Genomic DNA, 24690 nt, shown 5'->3' on the forward strand with positions numbered 1-24690 from the left:
TATGATTCGACTTCAGAACCTGACTTTACAGCGTGGCCCGCAACGTCTGCTAGAAGACGCCGAGCTGACCCTGCACGCCGGCCAGAAAGCCGGCCTGATCGGTGCCAACGGCGCCGGCAAATCCAGCCTGTTCGCCTTGCTGCGCGGCGAGTTGCATCCGGATTCGGGTGACTGCTTCCTGCCCGCCGATTGGCGCATTGCCCACATGCGTCAGGAGGTCGACACCCTCGAGCGCCTGGCCGTGGACTATGTGCTCGACGGCGACCTGCGTCTGCGCCAGGTGCAGCGTGAACTGGCCGCCGCCGAAGCGGCCCATGACGGTGGCGCGCAAGCGCGCCTGCATGCCGAGCTGGATAGCGCCGATGGCTACACCGCTGACGCGAGGGCGCGCAAGCTGCTGGCCGGACTGGGCTTCACCAACGAACAGATGGACCGCCAGGTCGGCGATTTCTCCGGGGGCTGGCGGATGCGCCTGAACCTGGCCCAGGCGCTGATGTGCCCGTCGGACCTCTTGCTGCTCGACGAACCCACCAACCACTTGGACCTCGATGCCATCATCTGGCTCGAAGACTGGCTCAAGGGTTATCCCGGCACCTTGCTGTTGATCTCCCACGATCGGGATTTCCTCGATGCCGTGGTCGATCACGTGGCTCACGTCGACCAGCGCAAGATCACCCTCTATCGCGGTGGCTACAGCGCCTTCGAGCGGGCCCGTGCCGAGCGACTGGCCCAGCAACAGCAGGCCTACGAGAAGCAGCAGGCGCAACGGGCGCACATGGAAAGCTACATTGCCCGCTTCAAGGCCCAGGCCACCAAGGCTCGCCAGGCCCAGAGCCGGATCAAGGCCCTGGAACGGATGGAAGAGCTGTCGGCGGCCCATGTGGACTCGCCGTTCGACTTCACCTTCCGCGAGTCGACGAAGATCTCCAGCCCGCTGATCGACCTCTCTGATGCCCGTCTGGGGTATGGCGAGCGCGCGGTGCTGGAGAAGGTCAAGCTGCAACTGACGCCGGGCGCACGGATCGGCCTGCTGGGCCCCAACGGCGCCGGCAAGTCGACCCTGATCAAGAACCTCTCCGGTGAGCTGCAGCCGTTGTCCGGCCGCCTGACCCGGGGCGAGAACACCGTTGTCGGCTACTTCGCCCAGCATCAGCTTGACTCCCTGGATTCCAAGGCCAGCCCCTTGCTGCACCTGCAGCGGCTGGCGCCCACCGAGCGCGAGCAGACCCTGCGCGACTTCCTCGGCGGTTTCGACTTCCGCGGCGCGCGGATCGACGAGCCGGTGCTGAATTTCTCCGGCGGTGAAAAGGCTCGCCTGGCCCTGGCCCTGATCGCCTGGGAGCGGCCGAACCTGTTGCTGCTCGACGAACCCACCAACCACCTGGACCTGGAGATGCGCCTGGCCCTGACCATGGCCCTGCAAGAGTTCAGCGGCGCGGTATTGGTGGTCTCCCACGATCGCCATCTGCTCAAGAGCACCACGGACAACTTCTTCCTGGTGGCCGACGGCAAGGTCGAGGAGTTCGACGGCGACCTGGATGACTACACCCGTTGGCTGGTGGACTACCGCCAGCGCAATGCCCCGGTCAGCAACACGCCGGTCAACCCGGACAAGACCGACAAGAAAGCCCAGCGCCAGGCCGCGGCGGCTTTGCGTCAGCAGTTGGCACCGCACAAGCGCGAGGCCGACAAGTTGGAAGCCGAACTGGGCAAGGTCCATGAGCGCCTGGCCAAGATCGAGACCAGCCTGGGTGACAGCGGTCTTTACGAAGCGGCGCGCAAGGACGAGCTGCGGGACCTGTTGGCTGAGCAAGCCAAGCTCAAGACCCGCGAGTCCGAACTGGAAGAGGCCTGGATGGAAGCCCTGGAGTTGCTGGAAAGCATGCAGGCAGAACTCGAGGCACTGTCCTGATGGAAGCGTTGCAACTGCCATTGCCGGCGCAGTGGGTCGCTCCGTTGTGGGTGGGCGTGCAGATCCTGCTGATTCTCCTGGCGGGCTATCTGGCCCAGCGTTTTGTCGCCCGTGGCCTGACCCGCCTGGGCGAGCGTTACCCGTTCCCGCCGCAGTTGCTGATGCCCCTGCGGGGCGGTCTGCGCTGGCTGATCATGGGCAGCGCGGTGATCTTCGTCCTGGAGCGCCTGGGGGTTTCCGCCACGGTGTTGTGGACCGCCCTGTCCGGCTTTGTCGCCGTGGCGGCGGTGGCCTTCTTCGCCATGTGGAGTGTGCTCTCCAACCTGCTGTGCGCGATCCTGATCTTCACCGTTGGCCCCTTCCGCCTGGGTGACGTGGTGGAGTTGGTGGACACCGTCGACAAGCCTGGCGTCAAGGGCCGGGTCGTGGCGATCAACCTGCTGTACACCACCCTGATCGAGTCCGAAGAGGCCGGCACCGGCAGCGCCATGGTCCAGGTGCCCAACAGCCTGTTCTTCCAGCGCTCGGTGCGTCGCTGGCGCGGCAGCGATGTGCTGCCGGTAGGAGCTGGCGAAAAGTAATCCCTTCCTCTGTAGCCGCTGCCGCAGGCCGCGAACGGCTGTGCAGCTATTGCCCCGTCCTGCGGACCTATCGCAGCCTGCAGCAGCGGCTACAGGGCCGTGCATCACCTTTGGGCGAAAAAAATATAGTCAGCCGCGGGTCGGAGGATTAGCTTAGGCAGTCACGACCAATCCGATCCGAGGTGTGCGATGGTGCTTGAAACATGGTTGGCGTTCTTTGCCGCCAGTTGGGTAATCAGTCTTTCTCCGGGCGCCGGCGCCATTGCGTCGATGTCCTGTGGCTTGCAATACGGTTTCTGGCGCGGCTACTGGAACGCCCTGGGCCTGCAACTGGGCCTGGCCCTGCAGATTGCCATTGTCGCCGCCGGTGTTGGCGCCATCCTTGCTGCTTCTGCCACCGCCTTCTATGCAATCAAGTGGTTTGGTGTGGCCTACCTGGTGTACCTGGCGGTCAAGCAATGGCGCGCGCTACCCAGCGATCTCAGCGATGACGCGGCCATCCGTCCCCTTGGCAAGCCTCTGGCCCTGGTGTTTCGCGGCTTCCTGGTGAACATCAGCAACCCCAAGGCCCTGGTGTTCATGCTGGCGGTACTGCCGCAGTTCATCGACCCCCATGCGCCCCTGGTCAAGCAGTACCTGATTCTCGGCGCCACCATGATCGTGGTCGACCTGATCGTGATGGCCGGCTACACCGGGCTGGCGTCCAGGGTCCTGCGTCTGTTGCGTACCCCGGTTCAGCAGCGGCGCATGAACCGTACCTTCGCCGGTTTGTTCCTCGGCGCGGCGGGCTTCCTGGCGACCATTCGCAAAGCCGCGGCCTAGGTTATCCAGAGACAAAAAAAGGCGACCCCACGGGTCGCCTTTTTCGTTTGCGTACGGCTTAGCGCAGGATTACCGGCGCTGTGTCCGGCGGCAGGTTGTTGCGCATCGGCGCTTGCCCCGGTTGCTCGTAACCACCGCGACCCAGCTGCTCGGCCATCTGCCGGGTAACGTCTTCGCCCAGGGCCTTGGAGACTTCGCGTACCACCCGTGGCCGGTTCAGCGAGACACGGATGTCGCGGCTGTTCACCAGCTTGGTGTCCTGGCCTTCGCCCATGGCGGTGAACGCCGAGGTGATCTCGAAGGTGCGGGTGTTGATCAGGCTGAAGTCCGCCACCAGGGTCAGGCCCAGCACCGCCGAGTAGCTGTTGGTATTGGCCAGCTCGTTGATGTCCTGGGTGAAGTCGATGTCCGACACCGTGCCGAACAGCACGTAGTCGGCACCCTTGAAGTTGCCCGCCTTGATGCGCTTGATGATGTCGTAGACGTTGGTCTTGGACGCGTCGGTGTGGGGCGAACCCTGCACCAGCTGGAACATCCCGGACTTGAGAATCCCGCCCTTGATATCACCGGTGAACTTGCGCAGTTCGCCTTCTTCGATGTAGCTGGTGCTGGCTTCCAGTTCGTTGTAGCTGGCCGAACCGCTGGAGCTGTAGTAGCCCTCGCGGTAGCTCTGCTGGGCCGAAACCACGTGAATGTATTCCTGCACACGTTCCTGGTAGGCCAGGTCCATGACTGCAACTTTCGGGGCCGCCTGGGCGCTGAACGCACAGGCCAGGGCCAGGATGCCAATCCATGCACGCATTGCTTAGCGCTCCGTGGTCTTGCGGATCTCTTTCTCGTCCATCCACTCGGCCAGACCGCTCTCGACGTCGATCAGTTGCAGGCTGAATTTGTAGAAGACGTCCTTGTAGTCGCTGCTGCGCTTGACGATGGAGCTGATAGAGCCCTCAAGGCGGTACTTGGCGGCGACCATGTTGCCGGTCTTGGCCACGGTGGACTTCTTGTACAGGCCGCTCTGGTTCTGCAGCTTGAGCTGGTCGACCTGGCTCTGCATGGCGGTGTTGTCGCTGGCGAAGCGGGCGGTGCCGGATTTCATCAGCTGGGTCTTGATCGAGGTGGTGATCTCGCGGGTATCGATGTACTCGCTGGTCTTGTTCTTCACGTCGTAGACCTGCACCACCGGGCGGCCCTGGAGGATGCCGGACTGGGCCAGGGAGCGGGTCATGGATTCGGCGATCATCTGCAGGTCGGTGGAACCGAACTCGTTGGTCACCAGTTCCACGGCCTTGCTGTCGCCGTAGCTGATGTTCTTGCCGCCCAGGACCGGGGAGTTGTTGGCGCAGCCGCTGGCCAGCAGGGCGACCACGGCGAGGAAGGAAAAGCGTGCAAACATGGAAGTGCTCTCTTGATCGGGTTCAGGAACGGCTTATTGGGTTTTGACTTCCAGGCGGAAGTCAGTGGCCTTGGGCACCGGCGCGATGGCCGGCAGGAAGGTGGCCTGGGCCGCGTACAGGTTGAAGACTTTCCAGCTTTCTTCATCGGCAACCGGGAAACCGTCGTCACCCAGCCAGACAAAGCGGTAGTACATGGTCATGTTGGTGTGGCTGGTGTTGTTCAGTGCCACCTTGACCGTCAGGAAGCCGTTTTCACGGGCGACCCGCATCGCGCCGATGGCGATGTTGTTGAACTTGTTCATCACCACCACCTTGCTCGCGGCGCTGCCGGGAGCAGGAGGTGGCGGGGTGGCGCAACCGGCCAGTAGGGCCAGTGCGGCGACAGCGAGAAGTTTCAGGCGCATGGGGGGCTCCGCTTAAGGACGTTGGTTGCTGGCCATGTTCTGGCCGGCGTTGTTCGGGATGACATGAGCGGCCAGGCCGCTGCTGAACACCTGGTTGCCCACCACGCGCAGGGCGATCACCTGATAGCGCTGATCAACCTTGACCTGCACTTGAGTGCCGCCCTGGGCGTTAGGCAGGCTGAGGCTGTGCTCGCCCTGCTTGAGACGCAGGCGGGCGACCTGGGTGTTGTCCGGCAGGGTGCGCCAGGTGCGGGTATCGGCCCCTTCGGTCACCGCCGAAGCCAGGCCCACGGCCAGGCCGGCCAGGGGGTTGACCTCGTTGAGGTTCTTTTGCGCCACGCCACGGGTCACTGCACGCACGGTGGTGCGCAGGATGATCCCCGGCATGTCGTCACGCAGGGCGCGGCGGGACATGGCGGTGGTGCTGTTGAGCAGGGTCAGGTTCTGCTGCTGACCATCGATGCCGATCTGGGTGAAGGTCTGGGTCGAGGTATCGGCCTTGATCACCGGGAACGACAGTGGAGTGATGACCAGGTTGCCGTTGATTGGCAGCGGCAAGGGAATGCGCACCGAGTCCCGGGCCGGGGCCAGGCCGCTTTGCACCACGATCAGCACGTCGCTCTCATCGGCCGCCAGGGCCGCTACCACCGGAGCCTTGACCGGAGCTTTGGCGGGCGTCTTGCGTTTGGACTTGGTCGAGGATTTGCCCGGGGCTTCGACTTTCACCGGTTCCACGGGGGCGTCCAGGTTCAGCAGGGCCTGTTCCAGCAAGGGCGTGTTGGGACGCAGTTCCGCAGCCTTGCGGTAGCCGGGAGCCGCCAGGTCCTTCTCGCCCAGGGCTTCATAGACGAAGCCGGCCAGGTAGTGGCTGAACGCACTCTGGTAGCTGTTCTTCAGGTTGACCACATCGGGAGCGTCGAGGGCTTCCACGGGATAGCCCTTGAGGTCCTTGTACTCGGTTTTAACCCCTTGCTTCTCGGCTTCGTCCTCGCGCTTGAGGTATTCCTTGTCCCGCAGTTCGGCGATCACCGCTTCGCGTTCGTGGGTCTTCTTGATCGCCATGCGGGCGCCGTCGAAGTCGTTGCTGGCCAGCAGGTTCATGGCCATCTGGGTCGTCAGCATGACCTTTTCGTAGTCATAGCCTTCGTAGCGACGGACTTTGTCGTTGACCAGGAAACTGCCGAACTGGGCCAGGTACTTGTCGGTGTCGAGCTTGACCGAGTCTTCCCAGTTGCCCACGACCTGATCGGCATGGCCCCAGGCGGCCTGGCTGCCATTGAGGTCGCCCTTGGCCCGCAGCAACTCGCCCTTTTCGAAGTAATAGAGCAGGTCCTTGTCTTCACCCTTGTTGTTTTTTTCCAGCAGGGTCAGGGCGGCATCTAGGTTGCCGGCACGCAGTTGCTGGTTGGTTTCCTGAAGCTCGTTGTCGTAGCTGCGGAAGGCCGAACAGCCTGCGAGCAGGGTGACTGCGCCGAGCGCAATCGAGGTGAGGACGCGGGATGCCATGGGTACTTCTTCTTCCCTGAATGAGACAGCCTGGCGTGCGGGTCGGGCTGGACGAACCCATTGGCAGGAACTGCGGCTACGCTGCCAATTCCTCATAAAAAGAGGAGCTTAAATGCCGTCTCGCTATAACGAGGGCGCGGCATTATAAACGTGGATTCTGGCGCTGTAATGGCTTTTTAACTTCAATTTGATTGGTGTTTGCCACTATGTGAGCGGCTGCTCATTGGTGGTCGAACCAGGCTGCCAGCGGGCTCTTTTCCAGGGTCGCGGGGCGATGACGAAAAGCTCATCGCCCACGCGCCGCAGGCTGATGACCTGGTAGCGCTGGTCCAGCTTGAAGCGCAGTTCGCCGGTCTTGCCCAGGGGCAGTCGGTGTTGGCCTTTTCTCAGGCGCAGGCGGGTCACCTGGGGGGTGTCGGGCAGGCGCTGGTCGGCGCAAGTGTTGCAACAGGCGGATAAGCCTTGAGTGAAACTCATTGGGAGTGAACAATATGTTACTTCGTATTTCCATTTGAGATTCGTTCATGACTGGCCCTTCCCGTTTACTGGCATTGCTGGTGCTGCCGCTGCTCGCGCTCTGCAGCTTCAACCTGCTGGCCGATACCGTCGATGGCGCGCCCAAGGCCCTGCATCTGCTGGATTACATTGGCGCCGACTACCCGCCCACGGTTGAAGCCGGCAAGGTCATCGACGAGTCCGAATACCGCGAGCAGGTGGAGTTTCTCGGGGTCCTGCAGGGGCTGATCGCCGACCTGCCGGCCAAGCCGGAGAAAGCCGAGCTGGAGCAGGGCATCGTCAACTTGCGCAAGGCGGTGGACGACCGCGTCGAGGGCAGCCAAGTGGCACGCCTGGCGCGGCAGATGGGGGCCAAGCTGGCGGTGGCCTATGAGGTCAGCCAGGCGCCGGTCATCACCCCGGACCCTGCTCGCGGTGCGCCGCTGTATGCCCAGCATTGCTCGGTCTGCCATGGGGAGAAAGGCGCAGGCGATGGTCCGGCAGGTGTGGGCATGACCCCGCCGCCGGCCAATCTGCGGGATGCCGAGCGCCTTGATCGCCTGAGCCTGTACGCGGTCTACAACACCCTGGGGCTGGGTGTCGAAGGCACCGACATGCCGGCCTTCGCCGATCAGTTGGATGACCGGCAGCGCTGGGACCTGGCCACCTACATCGCCGGGTTCAGCGCCGATCCTGCGGCGGCCAAGGGCGAGCAGAGCTTCAATCTGGCCGACCTGGCCCGGCAGACGCCTGCTGAAGTGCTGGCTGCTCAGGGGCCGCAGGCAGCGGCCACTTTCCGTGCCCAGCGGGCCCAGCCGCCTCAGGTCAAGCGTGGCCCGGCGCAGTTGCTGGACTACACCGCTTCGACCCTGGACAAGAGTCTCGCGGCTTATCGCAACGGCGAGCATGAGCAAGCCTACGATCTTTCGGTAGCGGCTTACCTGGAAGGTTTCGAACTGGTGGAAAGCTCCCTGGACAACGTCGATGCCACGGTGCGCAAGGACACGGAGAAGGCCCTGATGGCCTACCGGCAGTCGTTGCAGGACGGATTGCCGGTGGCCCAGGCCGAACAGCGCCTGGACGCCGCCAAGGCCAAGCTCAAGGCGTCCGCCGAGTTGTTGGGTGGCGACAGCCTGAGCTGGTCCCTGAGTTTTATCTCCGGTTTGCTGATCCTCCTGCGCGAAGGCCTGGAAGCCATTCTGGTGCTGGCGGCGATCCTTGCGTTCCTGCGTAATACCGGCCAGCAATCGGCGGTGCGCAGTGTCAACGTCGGCTGGGGCCTGGCGCTGTTGGCCGGCCTGGCCACCTGGGCCCTGGCGGCTTATGTGATCGACGTCAGCGGTTCCCAGCGGGAGCTGCTGGAGGGGGCCACGGCGTTGTTCGCCAGTGTCATGGTGCTGTGGCTCGGGGTATGGATGCATGATCGTCGGCATGCGGCGGCCTGGCAGGATTACATCAAGAGCAGCCTGGTGGGCGGCGGCGGGCGTTTCGGTTTTGCCGTGCTGGCGTTCTTCTCGGTGTACCGCGAGCTGTTCGAGGTGATCCTGTTCTACGAGACCCTGTGGCTGCAGGCAGGCCCAGCCGGACATAACGCGGTCATGGCGGGTGGTGCCACCGCTCTGGTGTTGCTGGTGGGCCTGGCGTGGGTGATCCTGCGGGGCTCGGCCAAGCTGCCTCTGGCGCTGTTCTTCGGCATCAACGCGGCGTTGCTGTGTGCCTTGTCGGTGGTATTTGCCGGGCACGGGGTCAAGGCGTTGCAGGAAGCGGGCATCTTCGGCACCCGGCCAGTAGCCTTCTTCGATTTCGACTGGCTGGGCATTCATGCCGATGCCTACTCGCTGGGGGCTCAGGCTGTGGCGATCCTGGCGATCGTGGTGCTGTACAGTCGCAGCCGCATGAGTGAGAAGCAGCGACTGCGCGCGTCTTGAGTCGACAGCGTCGCTGATCGCGGGCGAGCCCGCTCCTGCGGGGGCTGGCTTGCCCGTTTTGCATTTTGTGAGGAGAACATCAATGCGTGTCTGGATCGATGCCGACGCTTGCCCCAAGGCGGCCAAGGATCAGGTGGTGCGCTTTGCCTTGAAGCGCCAGTTCGAGGTGGTGCTGGTGGCCGGGCAAGCGCAGATCAAGCCGGCTTTCGCCTGCGTCAAACTGATTGTGGTGCCCAGCGGTCCGGATGCTGCCGACGATTATCTGGTGGAGCATGCCGTGCCCGGTGAGCTGGTGATCTGCAGTGATGTGCCCTTGGCCGACTGCTTGGTGAAAAAGGGTGTGTCGGCCCTGGACCCGCGTGGCAAGGAATTCGATGCACAGAACATGGGGGAGCGCCTGGCGGTGCGTAATCTGTTCACCGATCTGCGGGAGCAGGGGCAGGTCAGTGGCGGACAGGCGCCTTATGGCGAGCGGGAGAAGCAGGCCTTCGCCAATGCCCTGGACCGGATTCTGACCCGGCTGGCGCGTCAGGCCTGAGGGAGGAACCAGCGGCTCCTCCTGAAGCGGGGTGTCAGGGAGTCACTGCTCGCCTTCGTGGGTCAGTTCCAGCACCCGGTCGACCAGTTTGTTGATCCCGGAGGCGGCTTCGCTGATGGATTGCGCCAGCATATAGGCCGGGGTGCTCACCAGTTTGCGTGCTTTGTCTTCGACGATGTCGCCTACTGCGCATTCGGTGTGGCTGGCGCCCATCTTGCCCAGGGCCGCTGCGGTATCGGCATCGTTGCCGATGGTGCAGGTCACGCCAGGACCATAGATCTTCGCCGCCAGGGCCGGAGCGATGCACATCAGGCCCACCGGTTTGCCCGCTTCGGCAAAGGCTTCGGCCAGAGCCAGGACGTCCGCCTGGACTGTGCAGGCCGCGCCTTCGGTGGCGAAGCTGGAGAGGTTCTTGGCTGCCCCGAAACCGCCGGGCACGATCAGCGCGTCGAAGTCTTCGACATTGGCCTCGCGCAGGTCCTTGACCTGGCCACGAGCAATGCGCGCCGATTCCACCAGCACGTTGCGGGTCTCGGGCATGGCTTCGCCGGTCAGGTGGTTGAGCACATGCATCTGCGGGATGTTCGGGGCAAAGCACTGCACCTGGGCGCCGCGTTGGTCGAGGCGCAGCAGGGTCATCACGCTTTCGTGGATCTCGGCACCGTCGAACACGCCGCAACCGGAAAGGATCACTGCAACTTTTTTGCTCATGGTTTTTCTCCAGGTTCAGGGTGCTGACAGCATGCCAATGACCGGCGCGTTACTCCACTGATGTCGTCGAAGCCTTGGCCTTGGCCTGTTCGGCGGCTTGTTCGGCGTCATAGATCTGCTTGGCCAGACGGGCGTTCTTGAAGCGTCGGCGCAGCCACAGGCCGAAACCCAGCACCAGCAACGCGCCCAGCACCCACAGCTCGTACTTCTTGATGCTGCCGAGCATGCCTTCCATGACCGCGCCGAAATGGTAGGCGGCCTGGGCCAGGGCCACGGCCCAGACGGCCGCGCCGATGCCGTTGAGCAGCAGGTAGCGGCCCGGCGGATAGCCTGACAGACCAATGGCCACTGGCATCACGGTGCGCAGGCCATAGACGAAGCGGAAGCTCAGCACCCAGATATCCGGATGCTTGCGGATATGTTCCAGCGCCCGATCGCCCATCATTTGCCAGCGCGGTTTGCGCGCCAGCAACTTGCGGCCATGCTTGCGCCCCAGGAAGTACCACAGCTGGTCACCGGCGTAGCTGCCGAAGAAGGCAACCACCATCACCAGGTTGATATCCATGTATCCGCGGAACGCTAGAAACCCGGCTAGAACCAGAATGGTTTCGCCTTCGAAAAACGTACCGAGAAAGAGGGCGAAATAGCCGAAATCCTGAAGAAATTGTTGGAGCATTGTCTGGATGCTGGCGAAATGAACGCGCAGCCTACCCCTTCGACGACGTTGGGGAAAGTATCGAAATGTGTCTCGACGTGAACAATTGGGCCAATGACAATGAGTGTTGCTGCCGGTCAACAGCTTGAGCACAACTGTCATCTGTTCGTCATAATGCCCGCTTATAACTGTCACGCTCGCCCGCCAGCGCGGGCCCTGGAGTCCGCCGTGAGCTTTACCCCTGCCAGCCGCCTGTTCCCTGCCACTCGTCTGCGGCGTAACCGCCGTGATGATTTCTCGCGCCGTCTGGTGCGTGAAAACCGGCTGAGCGTGGACGACCTGATCCTGCCGGTGTTTGTGCTCGACGGTGAGAATCGCCGTGAGGCGGTGGCTTCGATGCCGGGCGTGGAGCGCTTGACCATCGACCTGTTGCTGGAAGAGGCGGCGCATTGGGTCGAGCTGGGGATTCCGGCCCTGGCGCTGTTCCCGGTGACGCCGGCCGGGCTCAAGTCCCTGGATGCGGCCGAGGCCTGGAACCCTGAAGGGATTGCCCAGCGTGCCACCCGCGCCTTGCGCGAGCGCTTCCCGGCGCTGGGCGTCATCACCGATGTGGCCCTGGACCCGTTCACCACCCATGGCCAGGACGGCATTCTCGACGAGCAGGGTTATGTACAGAACGACATCACTGTCGATGCCCTGGTGCGTCAGGCCCTGTCCCACGCCGAGGCCGGCGCCCAGGTGGTGGCGCCGTCGGACATGATGGACGGGCGGGTCCAGGCGATCCGCGAAGCCCTGGAACTGGCGGGACACGTCAACGTGCGGATCATGGCCTACTCGGCCAAGTACGCCAGCGCCTATTACGGCCCCTTCCGCGATGCGGTGGGTTCGGCGCTGAACCTGGGCAAGGCCGACAAGGCCTCGTACCAGATGGACCCGGCCAATGGTGACGAAGCCCTGCATGAAGTGGCGGCGGACCTGGCGGAAGGGGCGGACATGGTCATGGTCAAGCCGGGCATGCCGTACCTGGATATCCTTTTTCGGGTCAAGGATGAATTCAAGGTGCCGACCTTTGTCTATCAGGTCAGCGGCGAATACGCCATGCACATGGCGGCGATCCAGAATGGCTGGTTGGGTGAAGGGGTTATTCTTGAATCCCTGACCGCTTTTAAACGTGCAGGTGCTGATGGCATCCTGACTTACTTTGCCGTTCGTGCTGCTCAGTTGTTACGAGAGCAAAAATAGCCCTCCCAGGAACACGCGATGAATACTGAAGGACTCTCAGAAGTTGCCGTAAAAGACGCTCAGCCGGTGGTCGAGCCAGTGGTTGAAACCTCGCCGGAGCTCGAGCCCGTGCCCGTAGTGGCCGAGGTGCAACCGACGCCGGCCATTGTCATCCCCAACCTGGATGACAGCAGCCTGTACATTCACCGCGAACTCTCGCAACTGCAGTTCAATATCCGCGTGCTGGAACAGGCGCTGGACGAATCCTACCCGCTGCTGGAGCGCCTGAAGTTCCTGCTGATCTTCTCCAGCAACCTGGACGAGTTCTTCGAGATCCGTGTCGCGGGCCTGAAGAAGCAGATCACCTTTGCCCGGGAACAGGCCGGTGCCGACGGCCTGCAACCGCACCAGGCCCTGGCCCGCATCAGCGAGCTGGTGCATGGTCATGTCGATCGCCAGTACGCGATCCTCAACGACATTCTGCTGCCGGAACTGGAGAAGCATCAGATTCGCTTCATCCGTCGCCGTCACTGGACCACCAAGCTCAAGACCTGGGTCCGGCGCTTCTTCCGCGACGAGATCGCGCCGATCATCACCCCCATCGGCCTCGACCCGACGCACCCGTTCCCGCTGCTGGTGAACAAGAGCCTGAACTTCATCGTCGAGCTGGAAGGCATCGATGCCTTCGGTCGCGATTCGGGCCTTGCGATCATCCCGGCTCCGCGTCTGTTGCCGCGCATCATCAAGGTGCCGGAAGAGGTCGGCGGCCCTGGCGACAACTATGTGTTCCTTTCGTCGATGATCCACGCCCACGCCGACGACCTGTTTCAGGGCATGAAGGTCAAAGGCTGCTATCAATTCCGCCTGACCCGTAACGCCGACCTGGCGGTGGACACCGAGGACGTCGAAGACCTGGCCCGCGCCCTGCGCGGCGAGTTGTTCTCCCGTCGCTACGGTGACGCGGTGCGTCTGGAAGTGGCCGACACCTGTCCGAAACATCTGTCGGACTACCTGCTCAAGCAGTTCAACCTGCACGAGACCGAGCTCTATCAGGTCAACGGTCCGGTGAACCTGACGCGACTGTTCAGCATCACCGGCCTGGACAGTCATCCGGAGCTGCAATACACCCCGTTCACCCCGCAGATCCCCAAGCTGCTGCAGAACAGCGAGAACATCTTCAGCGTCATCAGCAAGCAGGACATCCTGCTGCTGCACCCGTTCGAGTCCTTCACCCCGGTGGTCGACCTGCTGCGCCAGGCCGCCAAGGACCCGCATGTGCTGGCGGTGCGCCAGACCCTGTACCGCAGCGGCGCCAACTCGGAGATCGTCGACGCCCTGGTGGACGCGGCGCGCAACGGCAAGGAAGTCACCGCGGTGATCGAACTGCGTGCGCGGTTTGACGAAGAGTCCAACCTGCAGATGGCCAGCCGCCTGCAAGCGGCCGGCGCGGTGGTGATCTACGGCGTGGTGGGCTTCAAGACCCACGCCAAGATGATGCTGATCCTGCGTCGCGAGGCCGGTGAGATCGTGCGCTATGCGCATTTGGGCACCGGTAACTACCACGCGGCCAACGCCCGCCTGTACACCGACTACAGCCTGCTGACCTCCGACGATGCCTTGTGCGAAGACGTCGGCAAACTGTTCAGTCAGCTGATCGGCATGGGCAAGACCCTGCGTATGAAGAAACTGCTGCATGCGCCGTTCACCCTGAAAAAGGGCATGCTCGACATGATCGCCCGGGAGACCCAGTTCGCCCTGGACGGCAAGCCGGCGCACATCATCGCCAAGTTCAACTCGCTGACCGATCCGAAAATCATCCGCGCGCTGTACAAGGCCAGCCAGTCCGGCGTGCGCATCGATCTGGTGGTGCGCGGCATGTGCTGCCTGCGTCCGGGGATTGCCGGGGTGTCGCACAACATCCATGTGCGCTCCATCATCGGTCGCTTCCTGGAACACACTCGGGTGTTCTACTTCCTCAACGGCGGCGAGGAGCAGATGTTCCTTTCCAGTGCCGACTGGATGGAGCGCAACCTCGACAAGCGGGTCGAGACTTGCTTCCCGGTGGAAGGCAAGAAGCTGATCCTGCGGGTCAAGAAAGAGCTGGAGAGTTATCTCACCGACAACACCCACAGCTGGAGCCTGCAGTCCGACGGCCGTTACATCCGCAACACGCCGACCGGCAACCAGAACCCGCGCAGCGCCCAGGCGACTTTGCTGGAGCGTCTTGGCAGCCCGGTGTTGCCAGTGCGCTAAGCGCCACAGGCGCCGTAGACAAAAAGGCCAGCCCGTTTACCGGGCTGGCCTTTTTTATTGGCTTGCGTTGGGTGTTTGGTAGGAGCTGGCTTGCCAGCGAAAGCCCCGGCAAGAGCGATTCAGGGCTTGGGGCCTGTTCGCTGGCAAGCCGGCTCCTAAGGTCGGCTTGTTCAGGTCTCAGCGAACGTTGAGCACGATGCCGACCCGGGTCAGCCATTCGGCTTCCAGGGCGAAGTCGGCCTGGGTCAGCTGGTTTTCATCCAGCCAGTTTTCCGGGAACTCCACATCCAGATGGTCGCCTTCGGCGCTCAGGCTCACCTGAGGCATCTGCTGGGTGCCACGGATGTGATGGAACAGGATGGCGAAGCGCAGCAGCACGCACAGGCGGATCAGCTTGATGCCGTCATCGCCGAACTCGGCGAATTTTTCCTTGGGAATGTTGCGGCGGTGGCCGCGCACCAGCAGCGCCAGCATCTGCTGGTCTTCCCGGGAGAAGCCGGCCAGGTCCGAGTGCTCGATCAGGTAGGCGCCATGCTTGTGGTAGTGGTAGTGAGCGATATCCAGTCCCACTTCGTGGACCTTGGCGGCCCAGCCCAGCAGCTCGCGCCAGACACCGTCCTCCAGGTCCCAGTCCGCCGCCACCTGGTCGAAGGCGCGCAGGGCCTTGCCTTCGACTCGCGAGGCCTGCTCCAGGTCCACGTGGTAGCGCTCCATCAGCGAGCTGAGGGTACGTTCACGGACGTCTTCGTGATGATGGCGGCCCAGCAGGTCGTAGAGCACGCCTTCACGCAGGGCGCCTTCGCAGTGGTCCATGCGCTGCAGTTCCAGGGCGTCGAAGATGGCTTCGAGAATCGCCAGGCCCGCCGGGAAGATCGCCCGCCGATCGGGCTTGATGCCTTCGAAGTCGATTTTCTCGGCATCCCCCAGCTTGAACAGCTTGCGCTTGAGCCAGGCCAGCCCCTCGGCGTTGACCTCGCCACTGCCCTGGCCGCCGGCCTTGAGGGCCAGGCCGATGGCGCGGATGGTTCCGGAAGAGCCGATGGCTTCGTCCCAGGTCAGGCGATGCAGGGCATGTTCGATGCTCATGATCTCCAGCCGCGCGGCGGTGTAGGCCTGGGCGTAGCGGGCCGGGGTGATCTTGCCATCGCGGAAATAGCGCTGGGTGAAGCTGACGCAGCCCATCTGCAGGCTTTCCCGCAGCAGGGGTTCGAAGCGCTGGCCAATGATGAATTCGGTACTGCCGCCACCGATGTCGGCAACCAGGCGCTTGCCCGGGGTATCGGCGAGGGTGTGGGACACCCCGAGGTAGATCAGTCGGGCCTCTTCACGGCCGGAGATGACCTCCACCGGGTGGCCGAGGATCTCCTCGGCGCGGCGAATGAACTCGCCACGGTTGCGGGCTTCACGCAGGGCGTTGGTGCCGACGATGCGTACGGTGCCCGGTGGCATGCCGTTGATCAGTTGGGCGAAGCGCTTGAGGCAGTCGAGCCCGCGCTGCATGGATTCTTCGTTGAGCTGGCGTTCTTCGTTGATTCCGGCGGCCAGTTGAACCTTTTCACCGAGCCGCTCGAGAATGCGGATTTCACCGTTCCGGGCCTTGGCCACGACCATGTGAAAGCTGTTGGAGCCCAGATCGATCGCGGCGATCAGGGACAGATTCTTGGCTTGGGATTGGGGCATGGTTGGGGGTCTCGGTCGATAACCTCGCCATCCTGCCACGATCAACGGCTCGCGCCAACGCGCAGTGTCCAATGCGTTGATTCAACGCATAAAACCCTCGGCAGGCTGTGCTGTCGCTGTGCGCGGCTATCCGGCTCCTACGACACGGGAGCCTCAAGCCTGCTCGGTGCTGCCAATGAAGTTCGCCAGCTCGGCGGTCTGCGGATGAGCGAACAGCTGCTTGGGATCTCCCACTTCATGCACCTTGCCCTGGTGCATGAACACCAGCTTGTCGCCCACTTCCCGGGCAAAGCGCATCTCATGGGTGACCATGATCAGGGTCATGCCGTCCCGGGCCAGTTGGCGCACCACGCTGAGCACTTCATTGACCAGTTCCGGGTCCAGGGCCGAGGTGATCTCATCGCACAACAGCACCTTGGGCGACATCGCCAGGGCTCGGGCAATGGCGACCCGTTGCTGCTGGCCGCCGGACAGTCGATCCGGAAACGCATCGAACTTCTCCGCCAGGCCAACCCGGGCCAGCATCTGCCGCGCCAGCTCGGCAGCCCGGGCCTTGGGCACCTTCTGCACCACTTGCGGGGCCAGCATCACGTTCTCGCCCACGGTCAGGTGAGGGAACAGGTTGAACTGCTGGAACACCATGCCGACCTTCTGTCGCAGGCTGCGCAGATCGGCGCGGGCAGCGTCCAGGTACTCGCCGTCGACCTCGATCACCCCGTCGTTGATCGACTCCAGGCCGTTGAGGGTGCGCAGCAGGGTGCTCTTGCCCGAGCCACTGCGACCGATGATTGCCACTACCTGGCCCTCCTCGATGCTCAGGTCGATGCCTTTGAGCACATGGTGCTCGCCGTAATATTTATGCAGGGCGGAGATTCTAAGCAGAGGCATGCAGTTTCCTTTCCAGGTAGCGCGCGCTGAGGGACAGGGGGTAGCAGAGCAGGAAGTAACCGAGGGCCACCAGGCCGTAGACCATGAAGGGCTCGAAGGTGGCATTGGCCAGCATGCCGCCGGTCTTGGTCAGCTCGGTGAAACCGATGATCGAGGTCACCGCAGTGCCTTTGACCACTTGCACCGAGAAACCCACGGTGGGCGCCACGGCGATACGCAGCGCTTGCGGCAGGATCACGTAGCGCAGTTGCTCATAGGGATTGAGCGCCAGGCTCGACGAGGCTTCCCACTGCCCGTGGGGGATCGACTCGACGCAACCGCGCCAGATCTCCGCCAGGTAGGCGCTGGTGAACAGGGTCAGGGCGATAGCGGCCGCCAGCCAGGGTGAGATATCCACACCCAGCAAGGCAATACCGAAGAACACCAGGAACAACTGCATCAACAGCGGTGTGCCCTGGAACAGTTCTATATAGGTGCGGGCGAAGGCGCGGGCAAAGGTCTTGTCGGAGATCCTCAGGGTCATGACCAGCAGGCCGATCACACCGCCGCCAACAAAGGCCACCAGGGACAGCAACAGGGTCCACTGCAGGCCGCTGAGCAGGTTGCGCAGGATGTCCCAGAAGGTGAAGTCGCTCATCGGCCGTTCCTCAGGATGTAGCGTTGGCCGAACCAGTTCAGTAGTTGGCGGATCAGCAGGGCCATGCACAGGTAGATCAGCGTGGTCAGGGCGTAGGTTTCAAAAGCGCGGAAGTTGCGCGACTGGATGAAGTTGGCGGCGAAGCTCAGCTCCTCGGTGGCGATCTGCGAGCACACCGCCGAGCCCAGCATGACGATGATGATCTGGCTGCACAGGGCCGGCCAGACCTTGCCCAGGGCCGGCAGCAGCACCACGTGCCGAAAGGCTTCGAAGCGGCTCATGGCCAGGGCTGCGGCGGCTTCCAGCTGGCCCTTGGGAATGGCCTGGATGCCGGCGCGGATGATTTCCGTGGAGTAGGCGCCGAGGTTGATCACCATCGCCAGCACCGCCGCCTGCCACTCGGAGATCTGCAGGCCCAGGGATGGCAGGCCGAAGAAGATGAAAAACAACTGCACCAGGAACGGCGTGTTGCGGATCAGCTCGACGTAGACGCCGAAGATCGCCGCCAGGGGCTGGATCTTCCAGGCCCGCACCAGAGCCCCGGCTATCCCCAGGCTGCCCCCCAGCAGGGTGCCTATGGCGGTCAACTCCAGGGTGAACAGGGCGCCGCGTAGCAGCAGGCCGGTATTTTCCAGCACCGGCAGGAAGTCGAACTGATAAGCCATGCTCAAGCTCCGGGGCGCCGATCAGAGGTCAGCCGGCAGCGGCTCTTTGAGCCACAACTGGGAGTTCTTCTCCAGGGCGCCGTCAGCCTTGGCGGCACTGAGGATCTGGTTGACCTTGTCCAGCAACTCCGGCTGGTTTTTGTTGACGCCGACGTAGACTGGGGAGTCCTTGAGCTTGATCTTCATCGCCGGGATGCGTTTCGGGTTGCGCTGGCTGATGGCGACCATCACCACGTTACCGCTGGCGATCAGGTCGACCTGGCCGGCGAGGTAGGCGGCGATGGTGGAGTTGTTGTCCTCGAAACGCTTGATGGTCGCGCCTTGTGGGGCCACGGCGCTCAGCTCGATGTCTTCGATGGCGCCTCGGGTGACGCTGATGGTCTTGCCCTTGAGGTCGTCAAGGCCGGCGATGGCCGCCTCGGGCGGGCCGAAGACTGCGAGGTAGAAGGGTGCGTATGCCTTGGAGAAGTCGATGACCTTTTCCCGTTCCGGGTTCTTGCCGAGGCTGGAGATCACCAGATCCACCTTGCCGGTGGTGAGGAACGGAATGCGGTTGGTGCTGTTGACCGGGGTCAGCTCCAGCTTGACCTTGAGCTGCTCGGCCAGCAGGCGCGCGGTGTCGATGTCCAGGCCCCGGGGCTGCATATCCGGGCCCACCGAGCCGAAGGGCGGGAAGTCCTGAGGCACGGCGACCTTGAGGGTGCCGCGGGCCACCACGTCGTCCAGGGCATTGGCCTGGGCTGGGGCCTGGGCCAGCAGCAGGCTGGCAAACAGGGCAGAGAGCAGGGCGCTACAGCGTTTGGTCATGGCGAATCTCCGCAAGTCGTAGGAAGTGGTTTCTGTGTGGCGACAGAGCACAGGCCATGCCAACACGCGGAAAAGGCCCTGGAAATATGGGTTTTATTGGCTTTGGTCGGTCTTACTGGTCTGAACAGTTGGGTGTTTTTTCGCACTCGGATCGGGCATGGGGTCGTACCCTCGAACCCCCTTGGGGCACGACTTGCCGGGTTCGGCGAATAGCTTTACAAGGGAGCTTTTCCTGCACTGGCCAGCCTCAAGCCCATGAATTCGATTACTCGTGCCGTACCCGAAGTGGCGCTGCAAGCCATTCGCCAGTTGATCAGCGAGCAGGGCTTCGGCCCCGGTGATGCGCTGCCTTCGCAGCGGGATCTGGCGCTGCAGTTGGGGGTCAGTCGGGCGTCGCTGCGTGAGGCGTTGTCATCCTTAAGCGCGCTGGGGGTGATCAGTGTGCAGCCGGGCAAGGGGGTGTTCGTCCAGGCTCCCGAGGCAGCGGCAGCCGGTGCCGGCTTGAGTTGGCCGTTCGCCGCTCAGGCTTCGCCTGTGGATATCTTTCAGTTGCGCTATGCCCTGGAGGGGTTTGCCGCGGGGTTGGCGGCAGTGACCCTGACCGCCGATGAGCTGGATGCCCTGGAAGACAATGTCGAGGCCATGCGTTGCCAATTGCGGGTCGGGGATTTCGAGGCGGCGGCGCGGCTGGATTTCGAGTTCCACCAGAAGATTCTCCTGGCCAGTGGCAACCAGGCGATGTTGAGCATCCTCAGCACCAGCGCCGAGATCTTCCTGGAAAGTCAGAAACTACCGTTCATCCGACCCGAGCGGGCCATGGAGACGTGGCAGGAGCACCGCAAGATCCTCCGCGCCCTGGCCCGGCACGCTTCGGGGGCGGCACAAAAGGCCATGCAGGAGCATGTGCGCAATGCCGCTCTGCGCACTGGAATCGCCTTTGTCACCCCCACATCTTCGTGAGCTGAGCTATACCCAAACTCATGGGGCACCATAGTTAGAGTCAATCATCTCCGGCTTCCTGAACGCGGGAAGGGCGGATATGATGGGCCACGTTTTTTTGCTTACAACCTGGAGAATTCCATGAGCAGCGATCTTATCAAACACGTCAGCGATGCCAGCTTCGAGGCCGACGTACTCAAAGCCGAAGGCGCTGTACTGGTCGACTACTGGGCTGAGTGGTGCGGCCCATGCAAAATGATCGCTCCGGTTCTGGACGAAATTGCTGAAACCTACAAAGGCAAACTGACCGTTGCCAAGCTGAACATCGACGAAAACTCGGAAACCCCGGCCAAGCATGGCGTGCGTGGTATTCCGACCCTGATGCTGTTCAAGAACGGCAACGTCGAAGCCACCAAGGTCGGCGCACTGTCCAAGTCGCAGTTGGCAGCGTTCCTCGACGCCAACATCTAAGCGTCGATTTTCAGTGCCCTGGAAAAGCCCCGCAAAACGCGGGGCTTTTTCGTAATTGAGGGCTAGACGCTCCGAAACTCAGGTGTTACATTCGGCCCCGCACTGGTTTCTCCAGTGCCCCCTGCAAGCCGTCGCCGACGCTCTCCTTTTCGAATAAGTACGCGATCCTGTCGCCTTCTCTGCGGCGCGGCCTCATTAAGCCAAAAGCTTAATTTCCCCCCTCTATAAATGATTACGTCATTCCTATATGAATCTGACTGAACTCAAGCAAAAGCCGATTACCGAACTGCTCGAATTGGCCGAACAGATGGGCATAGAAAATATGGCCCGTTCGCGCAAGCAGGACGTGATTTTCTCCCTGCTGAAAAAGCACGCGAAAAGCGGTGAGGAAATCTCCGGTGATGGCGTGCTGGAGATCCTCCAGGACGGCTTCGGCTTCCTCCGCTCCTCCGACGCCTCCTACCTGGCCGGCCCGGACGATATCTACGTCTCGCCAAGCCAGATCCGTCGCTTCAACTTGCGTACCGGTGACACCATCGTTGGCAAGATCCGCCCTCCGAAGGAAGGCGAGCGGTACTTCGCGCTGCTCAAGGTCGATACCATCAACTACGACCGTCCCGAGAACGCCAAGAACAAGATTCTGTTCGAAAACCTGACGCCGCTGTTCCCGACCGTGCGCATGAAGATGGAAGCCGGCAACGGTTCCACCGAAGACCTGACCGGTCGTGTCATCGACCTGTGCGCTCCGATCGGTAAAGGCCAGCGTGGTCTGATCGTTGCTCCGCCAAAGGCGGGCAAGACCATCATGCTGCAGAACATTGCTGCGAACATCACCCGCAACAACCCTGAAGTTCATCTGATCGTGCTGCTGATCGACGAGCGTCCGGAAGAAGTGACCGAGATGCAGCGCACTGTGCGCGGCGAAGTGGTTGCCTCCACCTTCGACGAGCCGCCAACCCGTCACGTGCAAGTGGCCGAGATGGTGATCGAGAAGGCCAAGCGCCTGGTCGAACACAAGAAGGACGTGGTGATCCTGCTGGACTCCATCACCCGTCTGGCCCGTGCCTACAACACCGTGATCCCGAGCTCCGGCAAGGTCCTGACTGGTGGTGTGGATGCCCACGCCCTGGAGAAACCGAAGCGTTTCTTCGGCGCCGCGCGGAACATCGAAGAAGGCGGCTCGTTGACCATCATCGCCACCGCGCTGGTTGAAACCGGCTCGAAGATGGACGAAGTGATCTACGAAGAGTTCAAGGGTACCGGCAACATGGAACTGCCCCTGGATCGCAAGATCGCTGAAAAGCGCGTCTTCCCGGCCATCAACATCAACCGTTCCGGCACCCGCCGCGAAGAGTTGCTGACGGCCGACGACGAACTGCAGCGCATGTGGATCCTGCGCAAGCTCCTGCATCCCATGGATGAAGTCGCTGCCATCGAGTTCCTGGTCGACAAGCTGAAACAGACCAAGACCAACGATGAGTTCTTCCTGTCGATGAAACGCAAGTAAATCGATCAGGCCAGCAAGAGCCGGGGAAACCCGGCTTTTTGCTATCTGACATTCTCTATTCTGAACCTGTGGGTTCGGCGCTAAACTGCCTGCCCCGAATGCCACGGCGAAAACGAGGCTCACGCATGCAGTATCGCGACTTGCGCGACTTTATCAGCGGCCTGGAACAGCGCTCCGAACTCAAGCGCATCCAGGTTCCGGTGTCCCCAGTGCTGGAAATGACCGAGGTCTGCGATCGCACCTTGCGTGCCAAAGGCCCGGCCCTGTTGTTTGAAAACCCCACCGGTTATGACATCCCCGTGCTCGGCAACCTGTTCGGTACCCCCGAGCGCGTGGCCCTGGGCATGGGCGCCGAAGCCGTCAGCGAACTGCGCGAGATCGGCAAGCTGCTGGCGTTCCTCAAGGAGCCGGAGCCGCCCAAGGGCTTGAAGGATGCCTGGTCCAAGCTGCCGATCTTCCGCAAGATCATTTCCATGGCGCCCAAGGTGGTCAAGGATGCGGTCTGCCAGGAAGTGGTGATCGAAGGCGACGACGTCGACCTCGGCATGCTGCCGGTGCAGACCTGCTGGCCAGGCGACGTCGGTCCGCTGATCACTTGGGGCCTGACGGTGACCAAGGGGCCGAACAAGGACCGGCAAAACCTGGGCATCTATCGTCAGCAGGTAATCGGCCGCAACAAGGTGATCATGCGCTGGTTGAGCCATCGTGGTGGCGCCCTGGATTACCGCGAGTGGTGCGAGAAGCACCCGGGCCAGCCGTTCCCGGTGTCCGTGGCCCTGGGCGCGGACCCGGCAACTATCTTGGGCGCCGTGACCCCGGTGCCGGACAGCCTCTCCGAATACGCTTTCGCCGGCCTGCTGCGGGGCAACCGCACCGAACTGGTGAAGTGCCGTGGCAACGACCTGCAAGTCCCGGCCACCGCCGAAATCATCCTTGAAGGGGTGATCCATCCCGGCGAGATGGCCGACGAAGGCCCGTACGGCGACCACACTGGCTACTACAACGAAGTCGACAGCTTCCCGGTGTTCACCGTGGAGCGCATCACCCATCGCATCAAGCCGATCTATCACAGCACCTACACCGGCCGGCCGCCGGATGAGCCAGCGATTCTCGGCGTGGCGCTGAACGAAGTCTTCGTGCCGATCCTGCAGAAGCAGTTCCCGGAAATCACCGACTTCTACCTGCCGCCAGAAGGCTGCTCGTACCGCATGGCGGTGGTGACCATGAAGAAGCAGTACCCGGGCCACGCCAAGCGGGTAATGCTGGGGGTCTGGTCGTTTTTGCGACAGTTCATGTACACCAAGTTCGTTATCGTCACCGACGACGATATCAATGCCCGGGACTGGAACGATGTGATCTGGGCCATCACCACGCGCATGGACCCCAAGCGCGACACGGTGATGATCGACAACACCCCGATCGACTACCTCGACTTCGCCTCGCCGGTGTCCGGCCTGGGCTCGAAGATGGGGCTCGATGCCACCCACAAGTGGCCCGGAGAAACCACCCGAGAGTGGGGCCGGGTCATCGTCAAGGATGAGGCGGTCACCCGCCGGATCGATGCCATCTGGAATCAGTTAGGAATAGATTGATGCGTGTAACCTTGCAGCCCTCCGGAGCGGTGCTTGAGACGCTGCCCGGCGAGCGGATTCTCGATGCGGCGCGGCGCTTGGGCTATGAATGCCCGCAGAGCTGCCGCAATGGCAACTGTCACGTGTGCGCGGCCCTGCTGGTGGAGGGCAGTGTGCAGCAAGCCGGCGATGTGCGTGATCATGGTGAGTTCTACACTTGCATTGCAGAGCCGCTGGAAGACTGCATTGTGCTGTGGGATGGCGTCCTTGCGCTGGGAGAGTTGCCGGTGCGCAGCTTGTCGTGTCAGCTCACTGAGTGCCTTGAGGTCGGCGGCGATGTCTGGCGGGTCAGGCTGCGAGCGCCGGCCGGCAAGCCACCCCGCTATCATGCGGGCCAGTACCTGATGCTGGAGCGGGATAACGGCGAGAAGTCGGCCTTCTCCCTGGCTTCAGCGCCCCATTGCGGGCGTGATCTGGAGCTGCATGTGCTGGTGCGCGAAAACAGTGCGCAGAGCTTGATGGAGCAGTTGCAGCGCAACCGCATGGCTCGGGTCGAATTGCCTTTTGGCGACACTCACCTGGCCGAGTTGCCGCAGGGCCCGCTGGTGCTGATCGCTGCCGGTACCGGTATGGCGCAGATGCACAGCCTGATCGAGCACTGCCGAGCCAAAGGCTTCAAGTATCCGGTGCACCTGTATTGGGGCGTACGCCGGCCGGAAGATTTCTATCAGTTGGAACACTGGGATGAGTGGCAGCAACTGCCTAATCTCTATCTGCACAAGGTGGTCAGCGACCTGTGCGGTTGGGAGGGGCGCTGCGGCATGCTGCATGAGGCGGTTTGCGAGGACATCACCGACCTGTCGTCGGTGCATGTCTACGCCAGCGGCTCGCCAGCCATGATCTACGCCACCCTGGACGCTCTGGTGAATGCCGGGATGGATGCCCATCAGATGCGTGCGGACGTGTTCGCCTACGCCCCGCGGCCCTGACTGCATCGGGTCCTTGCCCTTCGTTATAACTCTGTATATAGCCCATCGGTATTTATCTAATTAAATAAATGCCGGTAGGTTATATATAAGCCTTCAACTTGAGTGCTGCTCTAGTG

At 62.5% G+C, this 24690-nt stretch carries 24 protein-coding genes; 12 read left to right on the plus strand and 12 right to left on the minus strand.

All coding sequences use genetic code 11. The annotated features are described in order from the left end of the window. The first annotated feature begins 1 nt into the window (after nt 1). The 3 genes from J5M73_RS01870 to J5M73_RS01880 all read left to right on the plus strand — a co-directional run bounded on the left by J5M73_RS01870 (nt 2) and on the right by J5M73_RS01880 (nt 3315). Nucleotides 2-1912: an ATP-binding cassette domain-containing protein gene (locus J5M73_RS01870; RefSeq protein WP_102862213.1), complete on the plus strand. Its 1911-nt coding sequence runs from the start codon at nt 2-4 to the stop codon at nt 1910-1912. After that, on the plus strand, nt 1912-2493 hold the full coding sequence (locus tag J5M73_RS01875) for a mechanosensitive ion channel family protein (RefSeq protein WP_102862212.1): 582 nt from the start codon (nt 1912-1914) through the stop codon (nt 2491-2493). The genes J5M73_RS01870 and J5M73_RS01875 overlap by 1 nt, the downstream gene beginning before the upstream one ends. Before the next feature lie 189 nt (nt 2494-2682). Beyond that, nucleotides 2683-3315: a LysE family transporter gene (locus J5M73_RS01880; protein ID WP_102862211.1), complete on the plus strand. Its 633-nt coding sequence runs from the start codon at nt 2683-2685 to the stop codon at nt 3313-3315. A 58-nt stretch (nt 3316-3373) separates the two neighbouring features. Here J5M73_RS01880 and J5M73_RS01885 read toward each other — a convergent pair whose 3' ends face one another. From J5M73_RS01885 to J5M73_RS01905, 5 genes are all read right to left on the minus strand, one after another. Beyond that, nucleotides 3374-4117, minus strand: a complete 744-nt coding sequence (locus J5M73_RS01885) for a penicillin-binding protein activator LpoB (protein ID WP_102862210.1) — start codon at nt 4115-4117, stop codon at nt 3374-3376. 3 nt (nt 4118-4120) lie between these two features. After that, complete coding sequence (gene lpoB, locus J5M73_RS01890; RefSeq protein ID WP_060841666.1) at nt 4121-4708, minus strand: penicillin-binding protein activator LpoB; 588 nt, start codon at nt 4706-4708, stop codon at nt 4121-4123. 33 nt (nt 4709-4741) lie between these two features. Beyond that, nucleotides 4742-5113 carry a YcfL family protein gene (locus J5M73_RS01895; protein ID WP_060841665.1) on the minus strand — a complete coding sequence of 124 codons (372 nt, stop codon included), beginning with the start codon at nt 5111-5113 and terminating at the stop codon, nt 4742-4744. 12 nt (nt 5114-5125) lie between these two features. After that, nucleotides 5126-6619 carry a hypothetical protein gene (locus J5M73_RS01900; RefSeq protein ID WP_102862209.1) on the minus strand — a complete coding sequence of 498 codons (1494 nt, stop codon included), beginning with the start codon at nt 6617-6619 and terminating at the stop codon, nt 5126-5128. Nucleotides 6620-6823: 204 nt separating this feature from the next. Continuing rightward, nucleotides 6824-7096: a hypothetical protein gene (locus tag J5M73_RS01905; protein ID WP_102862208.1), complete on the minus strand. Its 273-nt coding sequence runs from the start codon at nt 7094-7096 to the stop codon at nt 6824-6826. Nucleotides 7097-7143: 47 nt separating this feature from the next. On the opposite strand from J5M73_RS01905, the gene J5M73_RS01910 reads away from it, so the two are divergent. Together J5M73_RS01910 and J5M73_RS01915 are read left to right on the plus strand one after the other, a co-directional pair. Beyond that, nucleotides 7144-9042: a cytochrome c/FTR1 family iron permease gene (locus J5M73_RS01910; RefSeq protein WP_102862207.1), complete on the plus strand. Its 1899-nt coding sequence runs from the start codon at nt 7144-7146 to the stop codon at nt 9040-9042. Between the two features lie 82 nt (nt 9043-9124). Further along, nucleotides 9125-9580, plus strand: a complete 456-nt coding sequence (locus J5M73_RS01915) for a YaiI/YqxD family protein (RefSeq protein WP_102862206.1) — start codon at nt 9125-9127, stop codon at nt 9578-9580. A gap of 42 nt (nt 9581-9622) precedes the next feature. Here J5M73_RS01915 and elbB read toward each other — a convergent pair whose 3' ends face one another. Together elbB and J5M73_RS01925 are read right to left on the minus strand one after the other, a co-directional pair. Beyond that, nucleotides 9623-10291: an isoprenoid biosynthesis glyoxalase ElbB gene (gene elbB / locus J5M73_RS01920; protein ID WP_102862205.1), complete on the minus strand. Its 669-nt coding sequence runs from the start codon at nt 10289-10291 to the stop codon at nt 9623-9625. 49 nt (nt 10292-10340) lie between these two features. Continuing rightward, nucleotides 10341-10967, minus strand: a complete 627-nt coding sequence (locus J5M73_RS01925; protein WP_102862204.1) for a DedA family protein — start codon at nt 10965-10967, stop codon at nt 10341-10343. Nucleotides 10968-11174: 207 nt separating this feature from the next. Here J5M73_RS01925 and hemB point away from each other — a divergent pair, with 207 nt between their 5' ends. Then, nucleotides 11175-12188, plus strand: coding sequence for a porphobilinogen synthase (gene hemB / locus J5M73_RS01930; protein WP_060841658.1), 1014 nt, complete (start codon nt 11175-11177; stop codon nt 12186-12188). A gap of 18 nt (nt 12189-12206) precedes the next feature. Further along, nucleotides 12207-14420, plus strand: a complete 2214-nt coding sequence (gene ppk1, locus J5M73_RS01935; RefSeq protein ID WP_102862203.1) for a polyphosphate kinase 1 — start codon at nt 12207-12209, stop codon at nt 14418-14420. Nucleotides 14421-14597: 177 nt separating this feature from the next. On the opposite strand, the gene ppx is transcribed toward ppk1, so the two are convergent. From ppx to J5M73_RS01960, 5 genes are all read right to left on the minus strand, one after another. After that, complete coding sequence (ppx, locus tag J5M73_RS01940; RefSeq protein WP_102881245.1) at nt 14598-16100, minus strand: exopolyphosphatase; 1503 nt, start codon at nt 16098-16100, stop codon at nt 14598-14600. A gap of 153 nt (nt 16101-16253) precedes the next feature. Continuing rightward, entirely contained in the window at nt 16254-16988 is a 735-nt protein-coding gene (locus J5M73_RS01945) for an amino acid ABC transporter ATP-binding protein (protein ID WP_102862201.1), read from the minus strand. After that, nucleotides 16975-17625: an amino acid ABC transporter permease gene (locus tag J5M73_RS01950; protein ID WP_102862200.1), complete on the minus strand. Its 651-nt coding sequence runs from the start codon at nt 17623-17625 to the stop codon at nt 16975-16977. Before J5M73_RS01950 ends, J5M73_RS01945 begins: the two co-directional genes overlap by 14 nt. Next, nucleotides 17622-18290: an amino acid ABC transporter permease gene (locus tag J5M73_RS01955; RefSeq protein WP_102862199.1), complete on the minus strand. Its 669-nt coding sequence runs from the start codon at nt 18288-18290 to the stop codon at nt 17622-17624. Before J5M73_RS01955 ends, J5M73_RS01950 begins: the two co-directional genes overlap by 4 nt. A gap of 21 nt (nt 18291-18311) precedes the next feature. Beyond that, entirely contained in the window at nt 18312-19097 is a 786-nt protein-coding gene (locus J5M73_RS01960; protein WP_102862198.1) for a transporter substrate-binding domain-containing protein, read from the minus strand. A gap of 255 nt (nt 19098-19352) precedes the next feature. Between J5M73_RS01960 and J5M73_RS01965 the strand changes: the two genes are divergently transcribed. From J5M73_RS01965 to J5M73_RS01985, 5 genes are all read left to right on the plus strand, one after another. Beyond that, nucleotides 19353-20057, plus strand: a complete 705-nt coding sequence (locus J5M73_RS01965; protein ID WP_102862197.1) for a FadR/GntR family transcriptional regulator — start codon at nt 19353-19355, stop codon at nt 20055-20057. Between the two features lie 120 nt (nt 20058-20177). Then, complete coding sequence (gene trxA / locus J5M73_RS01970; RefSeq protein ID WP_016967174.1) at nt 20178-20507, plus strand: thioredoxin TrxA; 330 nt, start codon at nt 20178-20180, stop codon at nt 20505-20507. A 247-nt stretch (nt 20508-20754) separates the two neighbouring features. Beyond that, nucleotides 20755-22014, plus strand: a complete 1260-nt coding sequence (gene rho, locus J5M73_RS01975) for a transcription termination factor Rho (protein WP_017125454.1) — start codon at nt 20755-20757, stop codon at nt 22012-22014. 125 nt (nt 22015-22139) lie between these two features. Continuing rightward, entirely contained in the window at nt 22140-23606 is a 1467-nt protein-coding gene (gene ubiD, locus J5M73_RS01980) for a 4-hydroxy-3-polyprenylbenzoate decarboxylase (RefSeq protein ID WP_011064155.1), read from the plus strand. Then, a complete protein-coding gene (locus J5M73_RS01985; RefSeq protein ID WP_102862196.1) occupies nt 23606-24574 on the plus strand; it encodes a CDP-6-deoxy-delta-3,4-glucoseen reductase in 969 nt (322 codons plus the stop codon). The genes ubiD and J5M73_RS01985 overlap by 1 nt, the downstream gene beginning before the upstream one ends. Nucleotides 24575-24690 lie beyond the last annotated feature (116 nt).

The organism is Pseudomonas sp. 50_B, assembly GCF_017491625.1.
Lineage (GTDB): Bacteria > Pseudomonadota > Gammaproteobacteria > Pseudomonadales > Pseudomonadaceae > Aquipseudomonas > Aquipseudomonas danubii.

Excerpts from the sequence above, each read along its gene's own strand:
- J5M73_RS01870 (WP_102862213.1), top strand. The coding sequence starts at position 2 with ATGATTCGACTTCAGAACCTGACTTTACAGCGTGGCCCGCAACGTCTG.
- J5M73_RS01875 (WP_102862212.1), top strand. The coding sequence starts at position 1,912 with ATGGAAGCGTTGCAACTGCCATTGCCGGCGCAGTGGGTCGCTCCGTTG.
- J5M73_RS01880 (WP_102862211.1), top strand. The coding sequence starts at position 2,683 with ATGGTGCTTGAAACATGGTTGGCGTTCTTTGCCGCCAGTTGGGTAATC.
- J5M73_RS01885 (WP_102862210.1), bottom strand. The coding sequence starts at position 4,117 with ATGCGTGCATGGATTGGCATCCTGGCCCTGGCCTGTGCGTTCAGCGCC.
- lpoB (WP_060841666.1), bottom strand. The coding sequence starts at position 4,708 with ATGTTTGCACGCTTTTCCTTCCTCGCCGTGGTCGCCCTGCTGGCCAGC.
- J5M73_RS01895 (WP_060841665.1), bottom strand. The coding sequence starts at position 5,113 with ATGCGCCTGAAACTTCTCGCTGTCGCCGCACTGGCCCTACTGGCCGGT.
- J5M73_RS01900 (WP_102862209.1), bottom strand. The coding sequence starts at position 6,619 with ATGGCATCCCGCGTCCTCACCTCGATTGCGCTCGGCGCAGTCACCCTG.
- J5M73_RS01905 (WP_102862208.1), bottom strand. The coding sequence starts at position 7,096 with ATGAGTTTCACTCAAGGCTTATCCGCCTGTTGCAACACTTGCGCCGAC.
- J5M73_RS01910 (WP_102862207.1), top strand. The coding sequence starts at position 7,144 with ATGACTGGCCCTTCCCGTTTACTGGCATTGCTGGTGCTGCCGCTGCTC.
- J5M73_RS01915 (WP_102862206.1), top strand. The coding sequence starts at position 9,125 with ATGCGTGTCTGGATCGATGCCGACGCTTGCCCCAAGGCGGCCAAGGAT.
- elbB (WP_102862205.1), bottom strand. The coding sequence starts at position 10,291 with ATGAGCAAAAAAGTTGCAGTGATCCTTTCCGGTTGCGGCGTGTTCGAC.
- J5M73_RS01925 (WP_102862204.1), bottom strand. The coding sequence starts at position 10,967 with ATGCTCCAACAATTTCTTCAGGATTTCGGCTATTTCGCCCTCTTTCTC.
- ppk1 (WP_102862203.1), top strand. The coding sequence starts at position 12,207 with ATGAATACTGAAGGACTCTCAGAAGTTGCCGTAAAAGACGCTCAGCCG.
- ppx (WP_102881245.1), bottom strand. The coding sequence starts at position 16,100 with ATGCCCCAATCCCAAGCCAAGAATCTGTCCCTGATCGCCGCGATCGAT.
- J5M73_RS01945 (WP_102862201.1), bottom strand. The coding sequence starts at position 16,988 with ATGCCTCTGCTTAGAATCTCCGCCCTGCATAAATATTACGGCGAGCAC.
- J5M73_RS01950 (WP_102862200.1), bottom strand. The coding sequence starts at position 17,625 with ATGAGCGACTTCACCTTCTGGGACATCCTGCGCAACCTGCTCAGCGGC.
- J5M73_RS01955 (WP_102862199.1), bottom strand. The coding sequence starts at position 18,290 with ATGGCTTATCAGTTCGACTTCCTGCCGGTGCTGGAAAATACCGGCCTG.
- J5M73_RS01960 (WP_102862198.1), bottom strand. The coding sequence starts at position 19,097 with ATGACCAAACGCTGTAGCGCCCTGCTCTCTGCCCTGTTTGCCAGCCTG.
- J5M73_RS01965 (WP_102862197.1), top strand. The coding sequence starts at position 19,353 with ATGAATTCGATTACTCGTGCCGTACCCGAAGTGGCGCTGCAAGCCATT.
- trxA (WP_016967174.1), top strand. The coding sequence starts at position 20,178 with ATGAGCAGCGATCTTATCAAACACGTCAGCGATGCCAGCTTCGAGGCC.
- rho (WP_017125454.1), top strand. The coding sequence starts at position 20,755 with ATGAATCTGACTGAACTCAAGCAAAAGCCGATTACCGAACTGCTCGAA.
- ubiD (WP_011064155.1), top strand. The coding sequence starts at position 22,140 with ATGCAGTATCGCGACTTGCGCGACTTTATCAGCGGCCTGGAACAGCGC.
- J5M73_RS01985 (WP_102862196.1), top strand. The coding sequence starts at position 23,606 with ATGCGTGTAACCTTGCAGCCCTCCGGAGCGGTGCTTGAGACGCTGCCC.